Annotated in this window: 14 protein-coding genes and 1 tRNA gene; 4 read left to right on the plus strand and 11 right to left on the minus strand. The window is 66.6% G+C overall.

From position 1 onward, the window contains the following. Window positions 1-31: 31 nt before the first annotated feature. Genes SMAL_RS14750 through SMAL_RS14760 form a run of 3 tightly spaced genes read right to left on the minus strand, consistent with a single transcriptional unit; the run spans window position 32 to window position 6,002 of the window. Window positions 32-3,883, minus strand: coding sequence for a YhdP family protein (locus tag SMAL_RS14750; protein WP_012511757.1), 3,852 nt, complete (start codon window positions 3,881-3,883; stop codon window positions 32-34). 30 nt (window positions 3,884-3,913) lie between these two features. Next, window positions 3,914-5,401, minus strand: a complete 1,488-nt coding sequence (gene rng, locus SMAL_RS14755) for a ribonuclease G (protein WP_006382134.1) — start codon at window positions 5,399-5,401, stop codon at window positions 3,914-3,916. Then, window positions 5,394-6,002: a Maf family nucleotide pyrophosphatase gene (locus tag SMAL_RS14760; protein ID WP_012511758.1), complete on the minus strand. Its 609-nt coding sequence runs from the start codon at window positions 6,000-6,002 to the stop codon at window positions 5,394-5,396. The genes rng and SMAL_RS14760 overlap by 8 nt, the downstream gene beginning before the upstream one ends. 129 nt (window positions 6,003-6,131) lie before the next feature. Here SMAL_RS14760 and SMAL_RS14765 point away from each other — a divergent pair, with 129 nt between their 5' ends. From SMAL_RS14765 to SMAL_RS14780, 4 genes are all read left to right on the plus strand, one after another. After that, window positions 6,132-6,869: an SIMPL domain-containing protein gene (locus SMAL_RS14765; RefSeq protein WP_006382138.1), complete on the plus strand. Its 738-nt coding sequence runs from the start codon at window positions 6,132-6,134 to the stop codon at window positions 6,867-6,869. Window positions 6,870-7,086: 217 nt separating this feature from the next. Beyond that, a complete protein-coding gene (locus tag SMAL_RS14770; RefSeq protein ID WP_012511759.1) occupies window positions 7,087-7,743 on the plus strand; it encodes an energy transducer TonB in 657 nt (218 codons plus the stop codon). 200 nt (window positions 7,744-7,943) lie between these two features. Continuing rightward, the gene (locus tag SMAL_RS14775; protein WP_012511760.1) at window positions 7,944-10,778 is read left to right on the plus strand and encodes a TonB-dependent receptor; all 2,835 of its coding nucleotides are present in this window, start codon (window positions 7,944-7,946) and stop codon (window positions 10,776-10,778) included. Window positions 10,779-10,916: 138 nt separating this feature from the next. Next, entirely contained in the window at window positions 10,917-12,338 is a 1,422-nt protein-coding gene (locus SMAL_RS14780; protein WP_012511761.1) for a basic amino acid/polyamine antiporter, read from the plus strand. A gap of 83 nt (window positions 12,339-12,421) precedes the next feature. Here SMAL_RS14780 and SMAL_RS14785 read toward each other — a convergent pair whose 3' ends face one another. The 8 genes from SMAL_RS14785 to leuS form a co-directional block, all read right to left on the minus strand. After that, window positions 12,422-13,381 carry an alpha/beta hydrolase gene (locus SMAL_RS14785; protein WP_012511762.1) on the minus strand — a complete coding sequence of 320 codons (960 nt, stop codon included), beginning with the start codon at window positions 13,379-13,381 and terminating at the stop codon, window positions 12,422-12,424. 91 nt (window positions 13,382-13,472) lie between these two features. Further along, window positions 13,473-13,549, minus strand: a tRNA-Asn gene (locus SMAL_RS14790). Between the two features lie 22 nt (window positions 13,550-13,571). Then, the gene (gene rlmH, locus SMAL_RS14795; RefSeq protein WP_012511763.1) at window positions 13,572-14,042 is read right to left on the minus strand and encodes a 23S rRNA (pseudouridine(1915)-N(3))-methyltransferase RlmH; all 471 of its coding nucleotides are present in this window, start codon (window positions 14,040-14,042) and stop codon (window positions 13,572-13,574) included. Window positions 14,043-14,106: 64 nt separating this feature from the next. Continuing rightward, window positions 14,107-14,520 (minus strand): ribosome silencing factor, encoded by a 414-nt coding sequence (gene rsfS / locus SMAL_RS14800; protein WP_012511764.1) that lies wholly within the window; start codon window positions 14,518-14,520, stop codon window positions 14,107-14,109. A 58-nt stretch (window positions 14,521-14,578) separates the two neighbouring features. After that, on the minus strand, window positions 14,579-15,244 hold the full coding sequence (gene nadD / locus SMAL_RS14805) for a nicotinate-nucleotide adenylyltransferase (protein ID WP_012511765.1): 666 nt from the start codon (window positions 15,242-15,244) through the stop codon (window positions 14,579-14,581). Between the two features lie 4 nt (window positions 15,245-15,248). Further along, window positions 15,249-16,286, minus strand: a complete 1,038-nt coding sequence (holA, locus tag SMAL_RS14810; protein WP_012511766.1) for a DNA polymerase III subunit delta — start codon at window positions 16,284-16,286, stop codon at window positions 15,249-15,251. Window positions 16,287-16,295: 9 nt separating this feature from the next. Continuing rightward, window positions 16,296-16,880 (minus strand): LPS-assembly lipoprotein LptE, encoded by a 585-nt coding sequence (locus SMAL_RS14815; protein WP_012511767.1) that lies wholly within the window; start codon window positions 16,878-16,880, stop codon window positions 16,296-16,298. A gap of 136 nt (window positions 16,881-17,016) precedes the next feature. Beyond that, window positions 17,017-19,659, minus strand: coding sequence for a leucine--tRNA ligase (gene leuS / locus SMAL_RS14820; protein ID WP_012511768.1), 2,643 nt, complete (start codon window positions 19,657-19,659; stop codon window positions 17,017-17,019). Between the last annotated feature and the right edge of the window lie 62 nt (window positions 19,660-19,721).

Consider the following 19,721-nt stretch of genomic DNA (forward strand, 5'->3'; position numbering starts at 1 on the left):
CAGGCAAGCCCCGTGAACAGGAGGGCCACGCTCAGCGCGAGCGCGGCAGGTCGGTGACGGTCGGCGGAATGGCCGGTGCCGGCTTCGGCGCGGGCGGCGGAGTCTTGTCGCGGCTGCGCTCGATCACTTCCACTTTCGGCTCCTTCCATGGACCGGTCACCTTGTACGTGCGGGCGCCGATTTCGCCCAGTGGCTTGGACAATACCGCATTGGTGGCGGCACCGAGCGCAGCGCCCACCGGCCCGCCGGCCACCGCACCGACCACGGTCAGCAGGTTGCCGGCACGCGGGTTGACGTCGATGGTCTGGTCGAACTGCTGGTTGCGGAGGTCGGCCTGGCCGCGAATGGTGATGTTCGCCGCGGGGCCCTCGATCAACACCTTGTCGGTACGTGCCATGCCCTGGCCGAACTGCATGCTGCCGTCGATCTGGTTGAACGCGAAGCCCTTGGAGAAGAAGTCGCGGAAATCGAACATCAGGCGCCGCGGCAACTGGGTGACACTGAGCAGGCCCAGCACGCGGCCGGCACCCGGCTCCAGCTCCAGCAGCTGGCCATTGCGTGCATGCAGATCGAGGGTGCCCTGCAGGTTGCCCAGCTGGAAGTCCGACGGACCGCCGCTCCATGACGCCTGCAACTGCGCCCGGCCCGAGCCGCCGCGCAGCTGGCCGCCGTAGTCGAGGTTCTGCATGAGTCCACCGAGGTCTTCGCTGCGCACCTGCGCGGTCAGTTCAGTGCGCGCGCCACCACTGCGGCCCAGCCAACGGCCGCTGATGTCGATTTCCTGGTCCGGCGCGCGGAAGCGCAGCTCATCCACGTTCAGTCCGTTGCCCAGCGGTCGCGTACGCAGCACCGTCTGGCCGAGCACGACCTTGCCGAACTTGAGGTCGGCGATGTCCAGCGCGAACGGCGGCAGCTTGGCCGGGTCCATGTCATTGGCACCGGCCTGTACCCGCGCCGGCGCGGCAGCACCGGGGGACGGCGGCAGCGACTGCCAGTGCACGCGGTCGAGCTGGCCACTGATGGTGCCGCCCTCGGCGTTGGGTACCGTCAAACGGCCTGCCAGCGTAGGTCCATCCAGGCGCACGTCCAGTGCCTGCGGGCCGGGCTGCAGCTGCAGCCGGGTCTGTTCGAAGACGCCGCCGATCAGCATCAGCTTGCCGACCTGCACATCCACCGCACGCAGCGGCATTGCATCATCGTCGTCACCACCGCGGGCCAGGCTGATCCACTCCAGCGCATCCAGGGTCGGGCTGCGGCCGTTGACGGTCAGCCCGCTCGGCGGGGGCTCCCGGTCAACATGATCGCTGCCCAGGGTGACCTGCACGCCGGTGCGGTTGTTGTGGCTGCGCGCGGCCAGGGCCAGACGCTGGCCGAAGGCCACATCGATACGGCCGGCGCCCATCGGCAACTGCGCGGCCACCGTGGTCGCCAGCGGCTCGCCGGCGGGCTTGTCCAGCGGTGCCGGCAGGTCAAGACGGGTGCCGACCAGGTCCGAGCTCAGCCGCAGTTCGCTGGGCGGGGCCGGTGCACCAGGCGCGACCTTCGGCAGGTTGACCGCGATGGTCCACGGCGAGACACCGCTGATGTAGGGCTTGAGCCAGGCCATCTCCGGCGCGCGGTCGATCAGCACGCCGGCGTCGAGGTTGGCCGATAGCTGCGATTCAAAAGCCAGTTTGCTGTCGTGCACATAGCTGCCGGCCCGCAGGCTCAGGCGACCGTCCTGACCGAGATGGCGCACCGCCAGTTCCTCGGCGCCGAAACCACCGTTGCCGTAGCGCGCCTGCCCCTGCATGTTGTCGAAGGTCAACTGGAAGCGCTTGTCGACCAGCTTCACTCCCGCCAGATCTACCGTGCCCTGCAGGTGGCCGCCACCTTCATCGTGATGCAGCGGCTGCAGCAGGTCGAAGGTCACATGCGCCGGACCCGCTGCGGTCAGGTTGTCCAGGGTGTCGCCATAATCCTTGTGCAGCGGGCTCTGCCGCAGCATCGCCAGCAGCTTGCCTGCCTCGCTCTGCGTGTCGGCGCGCACATACAGCGGCTGCTGGCCGAAGTCCGCAATGCCCGCTTCGAATTTCTGCACGGCCACACCGGCCAGGTCACCACGCCCACGCATGTCGAAGCCCGGCCCGATGAAGGCGATATCGGCGTCAACCTGGCTCATCAGCGGCCAGTCGTGCTGGAAGCGGATGTCGCCGTTGGTGATGTGGCCGGTGGCTTCAAAGCGACCGTCGTTGTTATCGAACGGCCAGTCGTCCAGGTCACCGCTGACCAGACCGATGCCGCCACGCACCTGGCCACCGGCCAGCGCCATGTCCAGCCAGTCGGTGGCGCCCTTGCTCATCCTGGAGTGGATCCAGAAGCGCTTGGCCGCGGTCATCGGCACATCGTCCAGCTTGGCGGCCAACTGCAGCCACGGCCGGGTGCCGTCACCCTGGAACCAGACCCCGCCACGCACGTCAGCGGCGTAATCGGTGCCTTCCACGCGCATCGCCGCGGTGCCGATACGCCAGCCGCCGCCCTCGTCACGCCAACCCACCACCTGGCCGGCCAGATGCAGGTCGTGGCGCACGCCAAAGCCGGTCGGCCAGTCGAACTGCAACTGGCGCTGCGGCTGCAGCTGCAGGCTGAAGCCATTGGCATCGCCCTCGAAGCGTCCGCCAAGGCCACGTAGGCCAGGCGAATGACCGACGCTGGCAAAGCCCAGCGACTGCAGCTCGCCCTGTGCCCACAACGGGCCATCGCGCTCGCCGGACAGCTGCAGCTCTGCGACGTCCAGCTGCGGTTTGGACAGGAACAGCCAGCGGCGCAGCCCGGGGTCAAGGCGGTCACTCAGCGCCAGTGCGCGCAGCGCGGTGCCGGCCTGTACTTCACCGGAGCTCATCCGCAGCTGCTTGCCGACCTGCAGCTGCAGGCCATCGAGCTGCTGCTCGCCCTCTTCCGTTTTCAAGCGCAGGTGCGGTACCTGCAGCGCCCAGCCATCGGCCTGGCGTTGCCAGCGCAGGCGTGCCTGCAGGCGCTGCAGCTGCAGCTGCGGTGCAGCCAGCTCCGGCATCGGCGCGCCGTCGATGCGTACGTCGCGCAGGTCCGAATCGGTGGTCAACGCCACCGGCGCGAAATCACGCAGGGTCAGCCACAGGTTCAGTTCGCCCTTGCCCTCGCGCAGGCGAACGCCGCCGGCCGCCAGCAGTGGCGACCAGGCATGGAAATCGACCGGGTCGGCACCCAGCCAGGCCTGGCCGTTGCCGCCTGCGCGGTCCACGTCCAGTACCGCGGTCAGCGGCAGCGCATCGGTCTGGGCCCAGGCCCGCACGCCCACCCGCAGGCGCTCGCCGTTGACGCGCAGGCGCAGGTCGATGCGTGGCAGCGTGGTGTCGATGCCGAGGCCAGGGGCATGCACGCCCAGACGGCCACCGATCACCTGCAGCTCGCCCAACCGGCGCAGTGCGTCCAATGGGTCGCCACCGCTGTCGGATCGGGGCAGGCCGCGTACCGACCAGCGCCCGTCCTCACCCTGCTGCAGGTCCAGCGCCAGCCCGCGCAGGCGCAGCTCGGTCAGCGAGCGGCCCGGAAGCAGGCCGCTGTACAGCGATACCAGCACTTCGGCCTCGCCGATGGCCAGGCCCTGCCCGGCGCCGATGCGCAGGCCCTTCAGCTGCAGCAGCGGACCACGCCGGGTCCAGGCGGTCTGCAACTGATCGAAACGGACCGGCTGGCCGGCACGCTCGCTCAGCCACGCAGCAATCTTTTCAGGATGGCGCTCGGCCAGCGGCAGCAGCTGGCTGAGCGTTCCCACCAGCAGTGCAAGCCCGACCAGGCCAACCGCGCAGGCGGCGATGAAATGACGGCGGATCCTTCGCAGTCGCAGGCGCGGCGGCGCGCTCATCGGCCACCGGAAGAAGACAGTCGGCCTGGATCAGAGCAGCACAACATCGAACTGCTCCTGCAGGTACTGCTCGTCCGCCTGGAAGCGGATGCTCTTGCCGAGGAACTCCTCAAGCTCGGCCACCGCCGAAGACTCCTCGTCGGTGATGCGCGCGACCACCTTGGTCGAGGCAATCACCAACAGGCGCGCGGCATCGAACTGGCGCACCGCACGGGTGATCTCGCGGAAGATCTCATAGGTCACCGTTTCGGTGGTCTTGATGGTGCCGCGGCCACTGCACTGCGGGCAGGTTTCCGACAGCTGGCGCTCCAGGCTTTCCACCGTGCGCTTGCGGGTCATCTCCACCAGACCCAGCGGCGAGAAGTCGTACACCGTGGTCTTGGCATGATCGCGCGCCAGCGCCTTTTCCAGCGTGCGCAGCACCTGGCGGCGGTGCTCGGCATCGTCCATGTCGATGAAGTCGATGATGATGATGCCGCCGAGGTTGCGCAGCCGCAGCTGCCTGGCTACTGCCTGCGCAGCCTCCAGGTTGGTACGGAACACCGTCTCTTCCAGGTTGCGCTGGCCAAGGAACGAGCCGGTGTTGACGTCGATGGTGGTCATCGCCTCGGTCTGGTCGATCACCAGGTAGCCACCGGACTTCAACGGCACCTGCTTGTCCAGCGCGCGGCCGATCTCGTCCTCCACCCCGAACATGTCGAAGATCGGGCGATCGCCGCTGTACAGCTCGATCTTCTCGGCCAGCACCGGCATGTACTTGGCCACGAAGGCCTGCAGCTGGGCGAAGGTCTCCTTGGAGTCCACCTTCACCTTGTCCACATCCTTGCGGATCAGGTCGCGCACCGAACGCAGCGGCAGGCTCAGGTCTTCATAGATGTTGCTGCACGAGGCCGCTTCACGGCCACGACGCTCGACCACGTTCCAGACCCGCGACAGGTAGGCGACGTCCTCGGCGATGGCCTCGGCCGGCTGGCCCTCGGCATTGGTACGCACGATGTAGCCGTAGCCGCCATGCTGGGCCGACAGCTCGGTCACCAGCGCCTTCAGCCGCGCACGCTCGCCTTCATCCTCGATGCGCGCCGACACCCCCACCACCTTGGACTGCGGCAGCAGCACCATGTAACGCGAGGGAATGCTGATCTGCGTGGTCAGGCGCGCGCCCTTGGTCCCGATCGGATCCTTCACCACCTGCACCACGATGTCCTGGCCGTCGCGCAGCAGTTCGACGATCGGCACGCTGGACGGCGGTGGCAGCGTGGTGTTTTCGGTGTCGGCGCTGGCCACCGGCGCCGGCCGTACCACGTCGTTGGCGTGCAGGAACGCGGCGCGCTCCAGCCCGACCTCGACGAAGGCCGCCTGCATGCCCGGCATGACCCGCTGCACCTTGCCCTTGTAGATGTTGCCGACCACACCCCGGCGCCAACCGCGCTCGATGTGCAGTTCCTGCAGCATGCCGTTCTCGATCACCGCGACCCGGGTTTCGCGCGGGGTCACATTGACCAGGATTTCCTCAGACATCGGCAGCCTCCCTGGCGGCATCAGCAGTTGTGGCCGGCACGCCGCAGCGCGACAGCAGACGATCGGTATGCAGCAGTGGCAGCCCCATGACACCGGAGTAGCTGCCGGAAAGATGTTCGATCCAGCGCTCGGCACCGCCCTGGATGGCGTAGGCGCCGGCCTTGTCCAGCGGCTCGCCGGTGGCCACGTAGTCGGCGATGTCGGCGCTGTCGATCGGGGCAAAGGTCACCTCGGAAACGACCAGCTCGCTGTCCAGGCCTTCCGCGCCGACCACCACCACGGCGGTCATCACCTGGTGGGTACGCCCGGCAAGCCGCGCCAGCATCGCCCGCGCGTCGGTAGCATCGGCCGGCTTGCCGAACACCTCGCCGTCCAGCACCACCTCGGTGTCCGAGCCGAGCACCCGCGCCTGCGGGTCATCGGCCAGCACCCGGGCCAGGCCGGCACGTGCCTTGTCGGCTGCGACCCGGCAGACATACTGTTCGGCGCTTTCAGCGGGCGCGCGCTGCTCGACGACCTCCAGGTCCAGGGCCTGGAAGGGGCGTCCGAGTCGGGCCAGCAGCTGGTTGCGTCGGGGGGAGCGGGAAGCAAGATAGAGCATCGGCACAGCATAACCTGAGGCCGCCACCTGAATCGTCGGCAACCCCTCGCGGTACGCTTCCAACCCCGAACAGGCTCACAGCGCGTTCATCGCTACGACACCACCCTCACCGCACAACAAGGAGATCCCATGCGCCTGACCGCCACCCCGCTGCTGCTCGCCCTGTCCCTCGCCCTTGGAACCTCGATGACCGCCCATGCTGCCCCGTCGTCGCCGTCGATCGCCGCCCCGGCCGAAGGCACCCTGCTGAACATCTCGGCCAACGCCGAAGCCACCCGCGTGCCGGACGTGGCCACCTTGTCGGCCGGCGTGGTCACCCAGGCCGCCGATGGCAACAGCGCGATGCGCCAGAACGCCCAGCAGATGGACAAGGTGCTGGCCGCGATCAAGGCGGCCGGCATTGCCGAGCGTGACGTGCAGACCAGCGGCGTCAGCCTCAACCCGCAGTACCGCTATGCCGACAACGAGGCGCCGAAGATCACCGGCTACCAGGCCAGCAACACGGTCAGCCTGAAGGTGCGTGACATCGCCAAGCTCGGCAAAGTACTGGACGCACTGGCGGCGCAGGGCGCCAACCAGATCAATGGCCCCAGCTTCGAGATCGACCAGCCGGAACCGGTCTATGACGAAGCCCGCCTGGCCGCACTGAAGAAAGCCCAGGCCCGCGCCCAGACCTATGCGAAGTCGCTGGGCCTGCAGGTCCGTCGCATCGTCAGCATTTCCGAGAATGCCGGCGGCGGCTATCGCCCGATGCCGATGATGCGGGCAATGTCGGCCGGCGCCGCGATGGACAAGGCCACCCCGGTCGCGCCGGGCGAGTCGACCGTCTCGGTCAACCTGGATGTGGTGTTCGAACTGGGCCGCTGATCCCGTTCGTCATTGCCGACAAAGGCGGATCCCGCAGGGGATCCGCCTTTTTTCATGCCCGCGGCCGGCACTGGCTGAAGGCCAGCCCAACGATCGCCCCCCTGCCTCTAGGCAGTAGCCGCCGCGCCGCGCTACTGATGCACTGCCAGCCGCGTGCGGCAACCCCGTGATCGGCCCTGGTGCGTTGAGGACTTCGTCACTGGCATGGAGGTGGACCATGGTTCGTACGTATCCCGTTGCATCCCCGCACTTCGACCCCGCCCGCGTTGCCGCCTGGAGCGCGGCCATCGCCCTGCATCTGATCGCGCTGCTGATGTTGCTGATCCCGGCGACCTACCAGGCTGTCACCGCACTGCCCCGCGACAACACCACGGTGCGGCTGATCCCGAAGGAACAGCCCAGACCACCTGAGCCGCCCAAGCTACCCACCGACCCGGAACAGGTACAGGTCAAGGCCGAGCCACGGCAGCAGACCGTGCCCACGCCATTGCCCACCCCCACCGCCACTGTCGAGGAGGCACAGGGCATCGTCCTGCCTGCTGCCGAGCCTGCGCCGGTGCAGGCGGCCCCGAGCATCGACAGCTCCACACCGCTGGCCGGTGCCCAGCTGCAGTACCGCAGCGCCCCGCCGCCGACCTACCCGGTTCCGGCGCTGCGCAACCACGAGCAGGGCACGGTGCTGCTGCGGGTGGAAGTGGACAACAGCGGTCAACCGGTGGTGGTCAGCATCGAGCGCAGCAGTGGCTCGCGCAGCCTGGACCAGGCCGCACGTCAGCAGGTACTGAAGCACTGGCGCTTCGAACCCGCCCAGCGTGAAGGCGTGGCAGTGCCGGCCATCGGCCTGGTGCCGGTGCAGTTCTCGCTGCCGGACTGAGCCTCTCCGAGCGCCGGCCCGGCACCCGCCGGGTCGGCCTGGAAGGTCGAAATGCCAGATTCAGCAAAGTCCGTCCTTAAACGTTACGGATTAAGCAAAATTTCACGACTTCGTCACCCGCTGGAAACCTAGATTGGCCCGTCCCGGAACCTTCCGGAGACAGCCCTCAACGCTAAGGTTTTCCAGTTAGGAGAGAAGCTGTGAAACACCCGATCCAACGGCCCGCCAGCCGCCGCCGCTCCACCCTGGCATCGTCCATCACCCATATCCTTACCGGCGGCACCCTGCTGCTGGTTGGCGCCGTGGCTTCCACCTCCGCCTTCGCGCAGGAAAAGGCCACCAACCTGGACCGGATCACGGTCACCGGCTCGAACATTCCGCGCACCAACACCGAAACACCGTCCCCGGTGCAGGTGGTGACCCGCCAGGAAATCGACCGTACCGGCAAGACCACGGTTGCTGAATACCTGCAGACATTGACTGCCGATGGTTCCGGCTCCATTCCCAAGACCTTCGGCAACGGCTTCGCCGGCGGTGGCGCCGGCATTTCGTTGCGTGGTCTGGGCGCGGGTTCGACCCTTGTCCTGCTGAATGGCCGCCGCATGGCCACCTATGGCCTGGCCGATGACGGCCAGAAGGTCTTCACCGACCTGAGCACCATCCCGCTCGACGCCGTTGAACGCGTTGAAGTGCTGAAGGATGGCGCCTCGGCGATCTATGGCTCCGACGCCATCGCCGGCGTGGTCAACATCATCCTGCGCAGCGATTTCCAGGGTGCGATCCTTCGCGGTTCCTACGGCGTTTCCGGCGACGGCGATGGCGACGCGAAGAAGGCGACCCTGACCGCCGGTACCGGCGACCTCGCCACCGATGGCTGGAATGCATTCTTCAGCCTGGATGTCGCCAAGACCGATGCGATCAAGATCAGCGACCGCAAGAACCGCAAGTGGATCGGTACCGGCGATACCCGCCCGTGGGGCTATGGCAACAACGCCCAGTTCCTGGGCGGCGCCTTCCTCAGTGGCAAGACCCGGGGTGGCGTCGGTCCGAACGGTTCGGTGTATGACGATCGCAATGTAACCAAGGAGAACCCCGCCTTCCTGGTCGCACTGCCGGGCTGTGCTGGCCTGACCACGATTCCGGGCCAGACCGAAGCCTCGGCACAGGCGCAGGGCTGCCTGTGGGATCCGAACCAGCTGTATCGCGACCTGACCCCCGAAGAGAAGTACATCAACGTGTTCGGTCGCGCCAGCTTCGCCTTTGGTGAAGGGGGTGAGATCTACACCGAAATCGGCTACTCGAAGAAGGAAACGACCTTCAGCAATACACCTTCCGGCGTATCCGGCAGCTGGGGTTTCCCAGAGGGTCCCGTCAACGGCAACAGCGGCCCGGGCGCGGTCGTGCTCGGCCCCAACCACCCGGACAATCCGATCCCGGGCCAGGCCTCGCGCCTGCGCTATTCGGCATGGGACGTCGGTCCGCGCGTGACCAACAACACCAACGAGTTCACTCGCTTCCTGGTCGGCGTCAAGGGCAACTGGGGTGACTGGAGCTACGACACCGCATACCTGCACTCCGGCACCGACCTGGTCAACAAGCGCACCGGTTTCCTCAACTACGACAACGTACGTTGCGCACTGGCCAATCCGAACTGCGCCGGTGGTGTTTGGCGCATCGGTGACAACGCGGGCATGAACTCGCAGGCGTTGTACGACTTCATCTCGCCGGATATCAGCGCCCGCGCCAAGTCGAGCCTGGACATGTTCGACTTCACCGTGTCGCGCAGCCTGATGGACCTCAAGGGCGGCCCGCTGGGCTTGGCACTGGGTACTGAATGGCGCAAGACCAGCAACAGCCTGACCCCGCAGACCTACACCGACAAGGGCCAGATCATTGGTCTGGGCTACTCGGCCTATGACGGCACGCAGAACGTGTACGCCGGCTACGTCGAACTGTCGGCCCCCGTGCTGGAAAGCCTGGAACTGTCCGGTGCTGTGCGCTACGACAAGTATGAAAGCGGCGAAGGCAAGGCCACACCGAAGATCGGCATCAAGTGGACACCGGCCGACTGGATCGCACTGCGCGGCAGCTATGCCGAAGGCTTCCGTGCACCGAACCCGGCCGAGAACGGCGATGGCGGCCTGGCAGCGTTCTCCAATGCATCCGATCCGGTGCGCTGCCCGGGCGGCAACCCGGCACCAGGTGCAAACGGTGACGACTGTGGCGCCCTGCCGGTCGCCATCATCACCCGCCCGAACAAGGACCTGAAGCCGGAAGAGTCGAAGAGCTACTCGGTGGGTATCGTCCTGCAGCCGACGTCCACGACCTCGCTGACCATCGATGCCTGGCAGATCAAGCGCACCAACGAAATTGCCCAGGGCAGCACTGCCGAGGCAATTGCTGCCGGCAACGTACTGCGTGACACCAACCTGCTCAATGGCGTACCCGGCACCGGCAGCATCCTGGCGGTCAACACGCAGTACATCAACGCCGCATCGACCCGGGTACGGGGTATCGATACCGATATCCGCCAGACCTTCGACATCGGTCCGGGTCAGCTGGAGATGGATCTGCAGTGGAGCCATGTGCTCAAGTTCGAGCGCACCGATGCCGACGTGACGGTTGACTACGCGGGTACTCACGGCAACTGCGACGTGACCAACTGCATCGGCACGCCGAAGGACCGCATCAACTTCGGCACCACCTGGCGGCAGGGCCCGTGGAGCGTCAGCGGTGTCGCCAACTACATCTCGAAGATGGACAACAAGGACTTCCGTGGTCCGGACGGCTCGTATCTGTTCGCGTATGCGGACGGCACCGACGTCAAGAAGATCTCCTCGTTCACCACGTTCGACCTGTCGGGCCGCTGGAACATCACTGACGCGTTCGAGTTGAATGCCTCGGTGCAGAACGTGTTCGATCGGATTGCGCCGCTGGATCCGTCCACCTACGGCGGCGTGAACTACAACCCGTTGCACTTCAGCGGTGCCATCGGTCGTTACTTCACCGTCGGTGCCAAGTACACCTTCAAGTAATACAGGCACCATCCGTCAACGCAGTACCTTCGAAGGCCCGGGCAGCTGCCCGGGCCTTCGTCGTTCTGCCCCTTGCAGGCATGTTCACAAGCACATGGCTACCGTGTGCACGCGGCATCACCGCCGCAGGGGATTTCCATGGCCGCGACATCGCAACGCCTGGGCCTGCCCGCGTTGATCGCACTGGTGGTCGGCTCGATGGTAGGCGCGGGAATATTTTCATTGCCGCAGAACGTGGCGCGCAGCGCCGGCCCGGCCGCTGCGCTGATCGGTTGGGCGCTGAGCGGCGCCGGCATGCTGATGCTGGCCTTCGTGTTCCAGGCCCTGGCCAACCGCCGCCCGGACCTGGATACCGGCATCTATGCCTATGCGCGCGAAGGCTTCGGCAACTACATCGGCTTTTCCGCAGCGTGGGGCTACTGGGTCGCTTCGGTACTGGGCAATGCCAGCTTCTTCGTACTGATCTTCAGCGGGCTTGGCCACTTCATGCCCGTCTTCGGTGAAGGCAATACCCCGGCCGCGGTGGCGGCCTCGTCGCTGCTGCTGTGGGCCGTACACCTGCTGGTGCTGCGCGGCCTGCGTACTGCCGCCATCGTCAACGGACTGGTGACGGTGGCCAAACTGTTGCCGATCGCACTGTTCCTGGTGCTTGCTGCCGGTGCGTTCCGTCTCGACGTGTTCCGTGCCGATTTCTTCGGCACGCCTGCACTCGGCGATCTCGGCCAGCAGCTGCGCGGCATGATGCTGGTCACCGTCTGGGTGTTCATCGGCATCGAAGGCGCCAGCATCTACTCACGTCGCGCCGCCCGCCGCGCCGATGTCGGCCGCGCTACGGTGATCGGCTTCGTGGGTGTGTGGCTGCTGCTGGTGCTGGTCAGCCTGCTGTCGATGGGCGTGCTGTCACAGGCGGAACTGGCAGGCCTGCCCAATCCTTCGATGGCCTATGTGCTGCGCGCCATCGTCGGCGAATGGGGCGCGACGGTGATCATCGTCGGCTCGATCATTTCCGTGCTGGGTGCGCTGCTGGCCTGGGTGCTGCTTTGCGCCGAAGTGCTGTACGCCGCCGCAGGCGATGGCACGATGCCCGCATTCCTCGGCCGCGAAAACGCGCGCGGTGTGCCGGCCAATGCACTCTGGTTGAGCAACGGGCTGATCCAGTTGTTCCTGCTGCTGGTGCTGGTCAATTCCGGCAGCTACACCGGACTGGTGCTGCTGGCCGCATCGATGAGCCTGGTGCCATATTTCCTGTCCACCGCGTTCGGTGTGCAGCTGGCCTGGCGCGGTCACGCCTACGCCGGTCAGCCGGGTGTGCGCTGGCGCGATTTCGCGGTTGCGCTGCTGGCCAGCGCGTATGCACTGTGGCTGGTATATGCCGGCGGCCTCGACAACCTGCTGCTGTCGGTGCTGCTGTATGTGCCGGGCGTGGTGCTGTTCGCGCTGACCCGGCACCAGCGCGGCGATCAGGTATTCACGCGCTGGGAATGGGTGCTGTTCGCTGCGATCCTGGTTGTGGCGGTTGCTACGCTGGCGGCGTTCTGGCGAGGAGCACTGACACTGTAGAGCCGAGCCCGCGCTCGGCTGCTGCTGGGTAGAGTCGAGCTTGCTCGACGCTACGAAGCAGAGCGGCTCCATATGGTTCGACTCTACAAGACCCTGGGCAGCATGCCGATATCGCGCATCCAGCGTTTGGCCAGATGCGGCCACTCCGCCACCGGCGCGTCCTTCACACGCAGGCCGAAGGCATGGCCGCCACGCGCAAACAGATGCATTTCCACCGGTACGCCCGCGCCGATCAGCGCACGGTAATAGGTCAATGATTCGCGCACGTCATCGGTTGGGTCATCGGTCGCCTGCACGATGAAGGTCGGCGGCACCGCATCATCCACGACAATGTCGCCGGCCAGCGACAGCCCGTGCTTCGCACCGGTCCACAGATGCCCGGAGTACATCACCATCGCGAAATCCGGGCGGCTCGGCTGCGCATCTGCGGCATCGACCGCAACGTAGCTGCGCGCGTCATGCGTGCTCAATCCAGCCACCACGTGGCCACCGGCGGAAAAGCCGATGACCCCCACCCGCTTCGGATCAATCTTCCAGCGCTCTGCCTGCGCACGCAGCAGGCCCATCGCACGCTGTGCATCCTGCAGCGCCATCGGCACCGCTGGAATGTCCCGGCAGTTGCAGTCGCTATCCCAGTTCGGCCCCGATGCCGGCACACGGTACTTCAGCAGCGCGCAGGTGATGCCCTGGCCGGTCAACCAGTCGCAGATCTCGCTGCCTTCCAGATCCATCGCCAACACACGGTAGCCTCCGCCGGGCACCACCAACACCGCCGTCCCGTTGCCACCACCCTTGGCGGGAAACACAGTCAGCGTCGGCACGGCCACGTTCTGCAGCATCGCCCAGCGTTCGCCGCTGGCTTTCGAGATGGTATCCCTGAGCTCTTCGGGCCCTTTCAGTTTCGGTGGTGCCGTTACCTCGCCCGCCGGCCACAGCGGCATCTCGGTGCTGCCCGGTGGTGGCTGCCAGGTCGGCGTTACCGCCATCGCCGCGCAGGGCGACAATGCAAGCAGCACTGCAATGGCAATGACAGACGCACGCATATCCGACTTCCCTATGGATGAAGAAGGATTGTAGGGCCGGACAATCGACGCAAAAAAAAAACCTGCATCTCGCGATGCAGGTTTCTCAAGGTGGCGCCCGAAGTTGGACTCGAACCAACGACCCCCTGATTAACAGTCAAGTGCTCTAACCGGCTGAGCTATTCGGGCAGACGACTAGTATAACCACTCTTCACGCGCGATGGTAGGGGTGATTTGCCAACATCGCCGCAGCGCGATACAGCTGTTCGGCCACCACCAGCCGTACCAGCATGTGTGGCAGGGTCAGCGGGCCGATCGACCACTTCTCATCGGCCAGCGCCGAGACCTCCGGCGAATGTCCTTCCGGCCCACCGATCAGGAATGCGAGATCCCTGCCCTGCCCGCGCCAATGTTCCAAGCGCTGTGCAAGCTGCTCGGAACTGAGCTGGCGACCCGGTACATCCAGCGCCACCACGTAGGCATTCTTCGGCAGCGCAGCGATCACCCGCTTGCCTTCATCCTCGGTGGCGCGGCGCGGATCACGGCCCTTGCCACGCAGGCCCGGCTCGATTTCCACCAGTTCGAAGGGCAGCCAGTGCGAAAGACGCTTCTGGTACTCGGCGAAACCCTGCGCGACCCAGCTGGGTGCGCGTTCGCCGGTAGCGATCAGTCGGGCTTTCATCAACGGTCCTCCAAAACGTCGACGGCGCCATCGGCGCCGTCGAAGGGGTGCATCAACGTGTGGCTCAGGCCACTTCGTCGTCGTCGCGGGACGGCGGCTGGTCGCCGACGGTCCACAGGCGCTCGAGCGCATAGAACTCGCGCACGCGCGGCAGCATCACGTGGACGATCACGTCGCCCAGGTCCACCAGCACCCACTCGGCCTCGCGCTCGCCTTCCACACCCAGCGGCATGACATCGATCTTCTTGGCAAAACGCACGACTTCATCGGCAATCGACTTGACGTGGCGGGTCGACGTACCCGACACGACCACCATGTAGTCGGCAACGCTGGAGCGGCCACGCACGTCGATCTCGACCGGGTCCTTGGCCTTCAGGTCTTCAGTGGCTTGGCGGACGCTGGCCAGCAGTTCCGGCACGGACGGCGGCGGGCTGGGCAGATCGACCTTGATGGTCTGGGGCTGGGTCTGGTTGCTCAAAGTGGATCGACTCGATAAACGTAGGGGCGATTATACGGGGATGCTGCGGCCGCGCCATTCACGGCGTGGCCGGGCGGTACAGGCCGTGTGCAGCGACATAGTCGGCCACGGCCGGTGGCAACAGCGCCCGCCAGGGGCCGGAGCCGGCAATCTGCGCACGCACGGCACTGGCCGATTCCGCGCGCAGGGGGTGGTGCAGGCGCAGGATACGCCCGGCCGGGCTGGCAAACAGGGCCTGCTCGCTGTCGGTCCAGCGCCCCTCCAGTGCCCGGCCCAGCTCGCCGTCCACCGAAGCCTGCAACGGGCTGCCGGGGCGCTCTGCCACCACGAAATGGGCCAACCCGAACAGGGCTTCCCACTCGTGCCAGCTGGGCAGGCCAAGCAGGCTGTCGGCCCCCACCAGCCAGGCGAGCGGTCTGCTGGGACCGAGTTCCCCGCGCAGGTCGCGCAGGGTATCGACGGTATAGGACGGGCGGCCGGGAAAGCGCGCAGCGCGATCCAGTTCGCGGCGGTCCAACAGCAGGCCCGGCTCGTCGCCAATGGCCAGCGACAGCATGGTGCAGCGCTGTTCGGCGGTGGCACCGGGCAGCGCACGGTGTGGCGGGTCGGCAGCGGGCAGCATGCGCACCGCCACCTGCAGTTCGTCTCGCGCGGCGCGTGCGATCGCCAGGTGGCCGAGGTGCACCGGATCAAAGGTGCCCCCGTAATAGATCCGCAGGCTCATTGGCTCAGGCCCGCGCCAGCAGGCGCACGGCACGCGGTTCGGCCACGGCCACCAGCAGGCGCTCCAGCGCCAGCCAGGCATCGCCGTCGGCGCGGCCCTTGGCGATGCGGTCGACCAGCCCGGCCTCCGCCACGAAGCGTTCCCAGCGCTTGCCTTCCGGGTGCCGCTGCAGCGCGCGCTTGTACGGCGCCTGCCGCGACTCCCATATGCCACGGGACTTCATTTCGGCGGCCAGGTTGCCGCCACGCGCCTGCACCCGTGCCAGGCCGGCACCGGCCAGCAGTTCACGGATCACGATCGGCATCAGTGCAGCCACGGCTTCGCCTTCACCACGCAGGCCGGCCAGCATGCGCAGCACCGCCGGCGCCTGCCCGGAGAAGGTGGCTTCCACCAGCCGGAACACGTCGTAGCGGGCCGCATCGGCCACCAGCGACTCCATCCGTTCCACATCCAGCGGCTGGCCATCGGCCAGCAGCGCCAGTTTGTCGATTTCCTGCGCGGCAGCCAGCAGGTTGCCTTCCACCCGTTCGGCCAGCCGCTGCACCGCGGCCGGATCGGCGCGCAGGCCTTTGCCACGCAGGCGGCGCTCGATCCAGTCCGGCAGTTCGTGCGGCTTGATCGCCCACGCCACCGACAGCACGCCGATGCGGTTGACCGCCTCGGCCCACTTGCCCTGATGGGCCTTGCTCCATTCGTTGGCGGTGATCATCAGCACCACGTCCGGCGCCGGGTTGGCACAGAACTGGCTGATCACCTCCGCCCCGTCCTTGCCCGGCTTGCCGCTGGGCAGGCGCACCTCGACCAGGCGGCGGGCGCTGAACAGGCTGGGCGCGTTGAACGTTGCGTCAAGCTGGTTCCAGTCGAAATCGCGACCGTCCGCGTCGAACACCTCGCGCTCGCCGATGCCGGCGGCACGTGCACGCGCGCGGACGGCATCCGCCGCCTCCAGTACGCGCAGGGTTTCCGGCCCGGCAATCAGATAGACCGGCGCCAGCGGGGTGTCAGCGCCCTGGCTGGCCAGCTGCTCCGGACGCAGTTCCATCGTCGCGGCTCAGTGCTTCACTGCAGGGGCCGGAGCGGCCGGGACCGCATCCTCGACCGGCGGGGTCTTCGGTGCAGACAGGCTGCCACCCTTCTCGATCTCGGCGCGGACCACGCTGTCGATGCGGCGGATGATCGAAGCGGACATTTCCCGGCGCAGCTCGGTGGCCAGGATTTCGCGTTCGGTGGTGGTACCGGTGGCGTCGGTCGGCGGCGACACGTAGTCGCGCGACAGCTCGATCACCTGCTGCGGCACCAGATCGCTGCCATCCTCGCGGCGGAAGATGAAGATCACCGCATAGCGCAGGCTGTATTCCTGTGCACGGCCCTGCGAGTCGATGGCAATCGGCAGATCGCCCCAGCGTTCGGACAGCACCTGCAACTGGGTGCTGGGCTCCTTGCTGTCCTCATCGGCCAGCCTGGCGCCGGACGCCAGCAGGTTGCGGTTGAGCAGCTTGACCAGTTCGCTGTACGGCGCAGTGGAAACCACCTTCACCGGTGCCGTATCGGTCGGCAGCATCAGCTTGTTGCGCAGATGGAAACCGCAGCCGGCAAGGCCGAGGGCAAGAACGAGGGCAAGCAGGATTCGGGTCATGGAGACAGTCTGGCGGAGCCGGGCGATCACGGCAACACACAGCCTGCCCGAAGCCGCGTGAATGCAGGGCCATCAAGTGCCTGGCCCTGCACCGGAAAGAGCACCGGCCCCCCGTGGGCGGCCGGTACGGGAAGCATCAGGCGACGACGATGTTCACGATCTTGCCCGGGACAATGATGATCTTGCGCACCGTCAGGCCTTCCATGAACTTGGCCGCGTTGGGCTCGGCCAGCGCCAACGCCTCGACCTGTTCGCGCGGGGCGTCGGCCGCCACCTCGATGGTGCCACGCAGCTTGCCGTTGACCTGCACGGCCAGGGTCAGCGCATCGCGCACCAGCGCGGCGGCGTCGGCCTGCGGGAATGGCTGGTCTTCCAGCAGCGTCTCGCCGTGGCCCAGCACCTGCCACAGCGTGTGGCTGGCGTGCGGGGTAATCGGGTTGAGCAGCAGTACGATGGCCTGCAGCGCTTCCTGGCGTACCGCACGGCCCTGGTCGCTGCCATCGTCGAACTTGGCCAGCGCGTTCATCAGCTCCATCACTGCAGCGATGGCGGTGTTGAAGCTGTGACGGCGGCCGTAGTCGTCGCCGACCTTGCCGATGGTTTCATGGGTCTTGCGGCGCAGCGCCTTCTGGCTGGCATCCAGCACGGCCACGTCCAGCGCCGGTGCGGCACCGTCGGCAGCGTGCTTCTGTACCTGCGCCCACAAGCGACGCAGGAATCGGGCCATGCCATCCACGCCCGCTTCGTTCCACTCCAGCGACTGTTCCGGCGGCGCAGCGAACATCGAGAACAGGCGCACGGTGTCGGCGCCGTACTTGCCGACCATCGCCTGCGGGTCCACGCCGTTGTTCTTCGACTTGGACATCTTCTCGGTGCCACCGACCACCACCGGCTGGCCGTCGGCGATCAGGGTGGCACCGGTGATGCGGCCGCGCTCGTCACGCTGCACGTCCACATCGGCCGGGTTGATCCAGTCCCTGGAACCATCCGGGTTCGGGCGGTAATAGGTTTCGGCGATCACCATGCCCTGGCACAGCAGGTTGCGTGCCGGTTCATTGCTGTCCACCATCCGCGCGTCGCGCAGCAGCTTGTGGTAGAAGCGGAAATACATCAGGTGCAGGATCGCGTGCTCGATGCCGCCGATGTACTGGTCGACCGGCAGCCAGTAGTTGCCGCGCTTGTCCACCGCATCACGGGCACCCGGCGAGGTGTAACGGGCGTAGTACCAGCTCGACTCCATGAAGGTGTCGAAGGTATCGGTCTCGCGCTCGGCCGCGCCGCCGCACTCCGGGCAGGTGGTCTTGCGCCATTCGGGATCGGTCTTGATCGGCGAGCCGGTACCGGCGAACGCCACGTCTTCCGGCAGCACCACCGGCAGCTGTTCTTCCGGCACCGGCACCGCACCGCACTTGGCGCAGTAGATCACCGGAATCGGGCAGCCCCAGTAGCGCTGGCGGCTCACGCCCCAGTCGCGCAGGCGGTAGTTGACGCGACGCTGGCCCTGCGCCTTGCGCTCGAAACGCTCGGCCAGGGCTTCGAAGGCGCCCTGGAAGTCCAGGCCGTCGAACTCGGCTGAGTTCACCAGCTCGAAGGCACGGCTCTTGTCGCTGTACCAGTCCTGCCAGCGGGTGGCGTCCCAGCTGCGCTCTTCTTCGCTGCGCGGATCCTTCAGCGCGATGACCTGCACGATCGGCAGGCCATACTTGTTGGCCACTTCGTTGTCACGCTGGTCATGGCCGGGAACGGCCATCACCGCACCGGTGCCGTAACCCATCAGCACAAAGTTGGCGACCCACACCGGCACCTGCTCGCCGGTGACCGGATGGATGGCGCGCAGGCCGGTATCCATGCCGCGCTTTTCCTGGGTTTCCAGCTCGGCCTCGGACACGCCGCCCTGCTTCAGGTCGGCCAGCAGTGCCGCCAGTTCAGGGTTGTTCTTCGCTGCGTGCAGCGCCAGCGGATGCTCGGCGGCGATCGACACGAAGGTCACGCCCATCACGGTGTCCGGACGGGTGGTGAACACGCGCAGCGGATCCAGCACGCCACCGTCGACATCACGCACGTCGAACTGGATTTCCAGGCCCTCGGAACGGCCGATCCAGTTGCGCTGCATGGTCTTGACCGATTCCGGCCAGCCGTCTAGCTCGTCCAGGCCGTCCAGCAGCTCCTGGGCGTAGTCGGTGATGCGCAGGAACCACTGCGGGATCTCGCGCTTCTCGACCAGCGCACCGGAGCGCCAGCCGCGGCCATCAATGACCTGCTCGTTGGCCAGCACGGTCTGGTCGACCGGGTCCCAGTTCACCACCGCGTTGCGGCGGTAGGCCAGGCCCTTGCGCATCAGGCGGGTGAACATGCGCTGCTCGTGGACGTAGTAATCCGGGCGGCAGGTGGCGAATTCGCGCGACCAGTCGATGGCGTAGCCCAGCGACTTCAGCTGGGTCCGCATGTGGTCGATGTTCTTGTAGGTCCACGCCGCCGGCGCGGTCTTGTTCTTGATCGCAGCGTTTTCCGCCGGCAGGCCGAATGCGTCCCAACCCATTGGCTGCAGCACGTTGTGGCCGGTCATGCGCTTGTAGCGGCTGATCACGTCGCCGATCGTGTAGTTGCGCACATGCCCCATGTGCAGCGCGCCGGACGGGTACGGAAGCATCGACAGGCAGTAGTACTTCGGCTTGTCCGAGGCTTCATCGACCTCGAAGGCACGGGTGGCATCCCAGTACTGCTGGGCGGCGGATTCAACCTGCTGCGGATCGTAAACGTTGGGTTCGACGCTGGTCATGTAACACGCGGTTGCGGCGGCAAAGCGGTACAGCGTACCGCAGTGCGGCAAATGGCTCCAAT

It is taken from the genome of Stenotrophomonas maltophilia R551-3 (assembly GCF_000020665.1).
Lineage (GTDB): Bacteria > Pseudomonadota > Gammaproteobacteria > Xanthomonadales > Xanthomonadaceae > Stenotrophomonas > Stenotrophomonas maltophilia_L.

What these genes read in the sequence shown, in the direction of transcription:
- SMAL_RS14750 (WP_012511757.1), bottom strand. Translation starts at nt 3,883, where the DNA reads ATGAGCGCGCCGCCGCGCCTGCGACTGCGAAGGATCCGCCGTCATTTC.
- rng (WP_006382134.1), bottom strand. Translation starts at nt 5,401, where the DNA reads ATGTCTGAGGAAATCCTGGTCAATGTGACCCCGCGCGAAACCCGGGTC.
- SMAL_RS14760 (WP_012511758.1), bottom strand. Translation starts at nt 6,002, where the DNA reads ATGCTCTATCTTGCTTCCCGCTCCCCCCGACGCAACCAGCTGCTGGCC.
- SMAL_RS14765 (WP_006382138.1), top strand. Translation starts at nt 6,132, where the DNA reads ATGCGCCTGACCGCCACCCCGCTGCTGCTCGCCCTGTCCCTCGCCCTT.
- SMAL_RS14770 (WP_012511759.1), top strand. Translation starts at nt 7,087, where the DNA reads ATGGTTCGTACGTATCCCGTTGCATCCCCGCACTTCGACCCCGCCCGC.
- SMAL_RS14780 (WP_012511761.1), top strand. Translation starts at nt 10,917, where the DNA reads ATGGCCGCGACATCGCAACGCCTGGGCCTGCCCGCGTTGATCGCACTG.
- SMAL_RS14785 (WP_012511762.1), bottom strand. Translation starts at nt 13,381, where the DNA reads ATGCGTGCGTCTGTCATTGCCATTGCAGTGCTGCTTGCATTGTCGCCC.
- rlmH (WP_012511763.1), bottom strand. Translation starts at nt 14,042, where the DNA reads ATGAAAGCCCGACTGATCGCTACCGGCGAACGCGCACCCAGCTGGGTC.
- nadD (WP_012511765.1), bottom strand. Translation starts at nt 15,244, where the DNA reads ATGAGCCTGCGGATCTATTACGGGGGCACCTTTGATCCGGTGCACCTC.
- holA (WP_012511766.1), bottom strand. Translation starts at nt 16,286, where the DNA reads ATGGAACTGCGTCCGGAGCAGCTGGCCAGCCAGGGCGCTGACACCCCG.
- SMAL_RS14815 (WP_012511767.1), bottom strand. Translation starts at nt 16,880, where the DNA reads ATGACCCGAATCCTGCTTGCCCTCGTTCTTGCCCTCGGCCTTGCCGGC.
- leuS (WP_012511768.1), bottom strand. Translation starts at nt 19,659, where the DNA reads ATGACCAGCGTCGAACCCAACGTTTACGATCCGCAGCAGGTTGAATCC.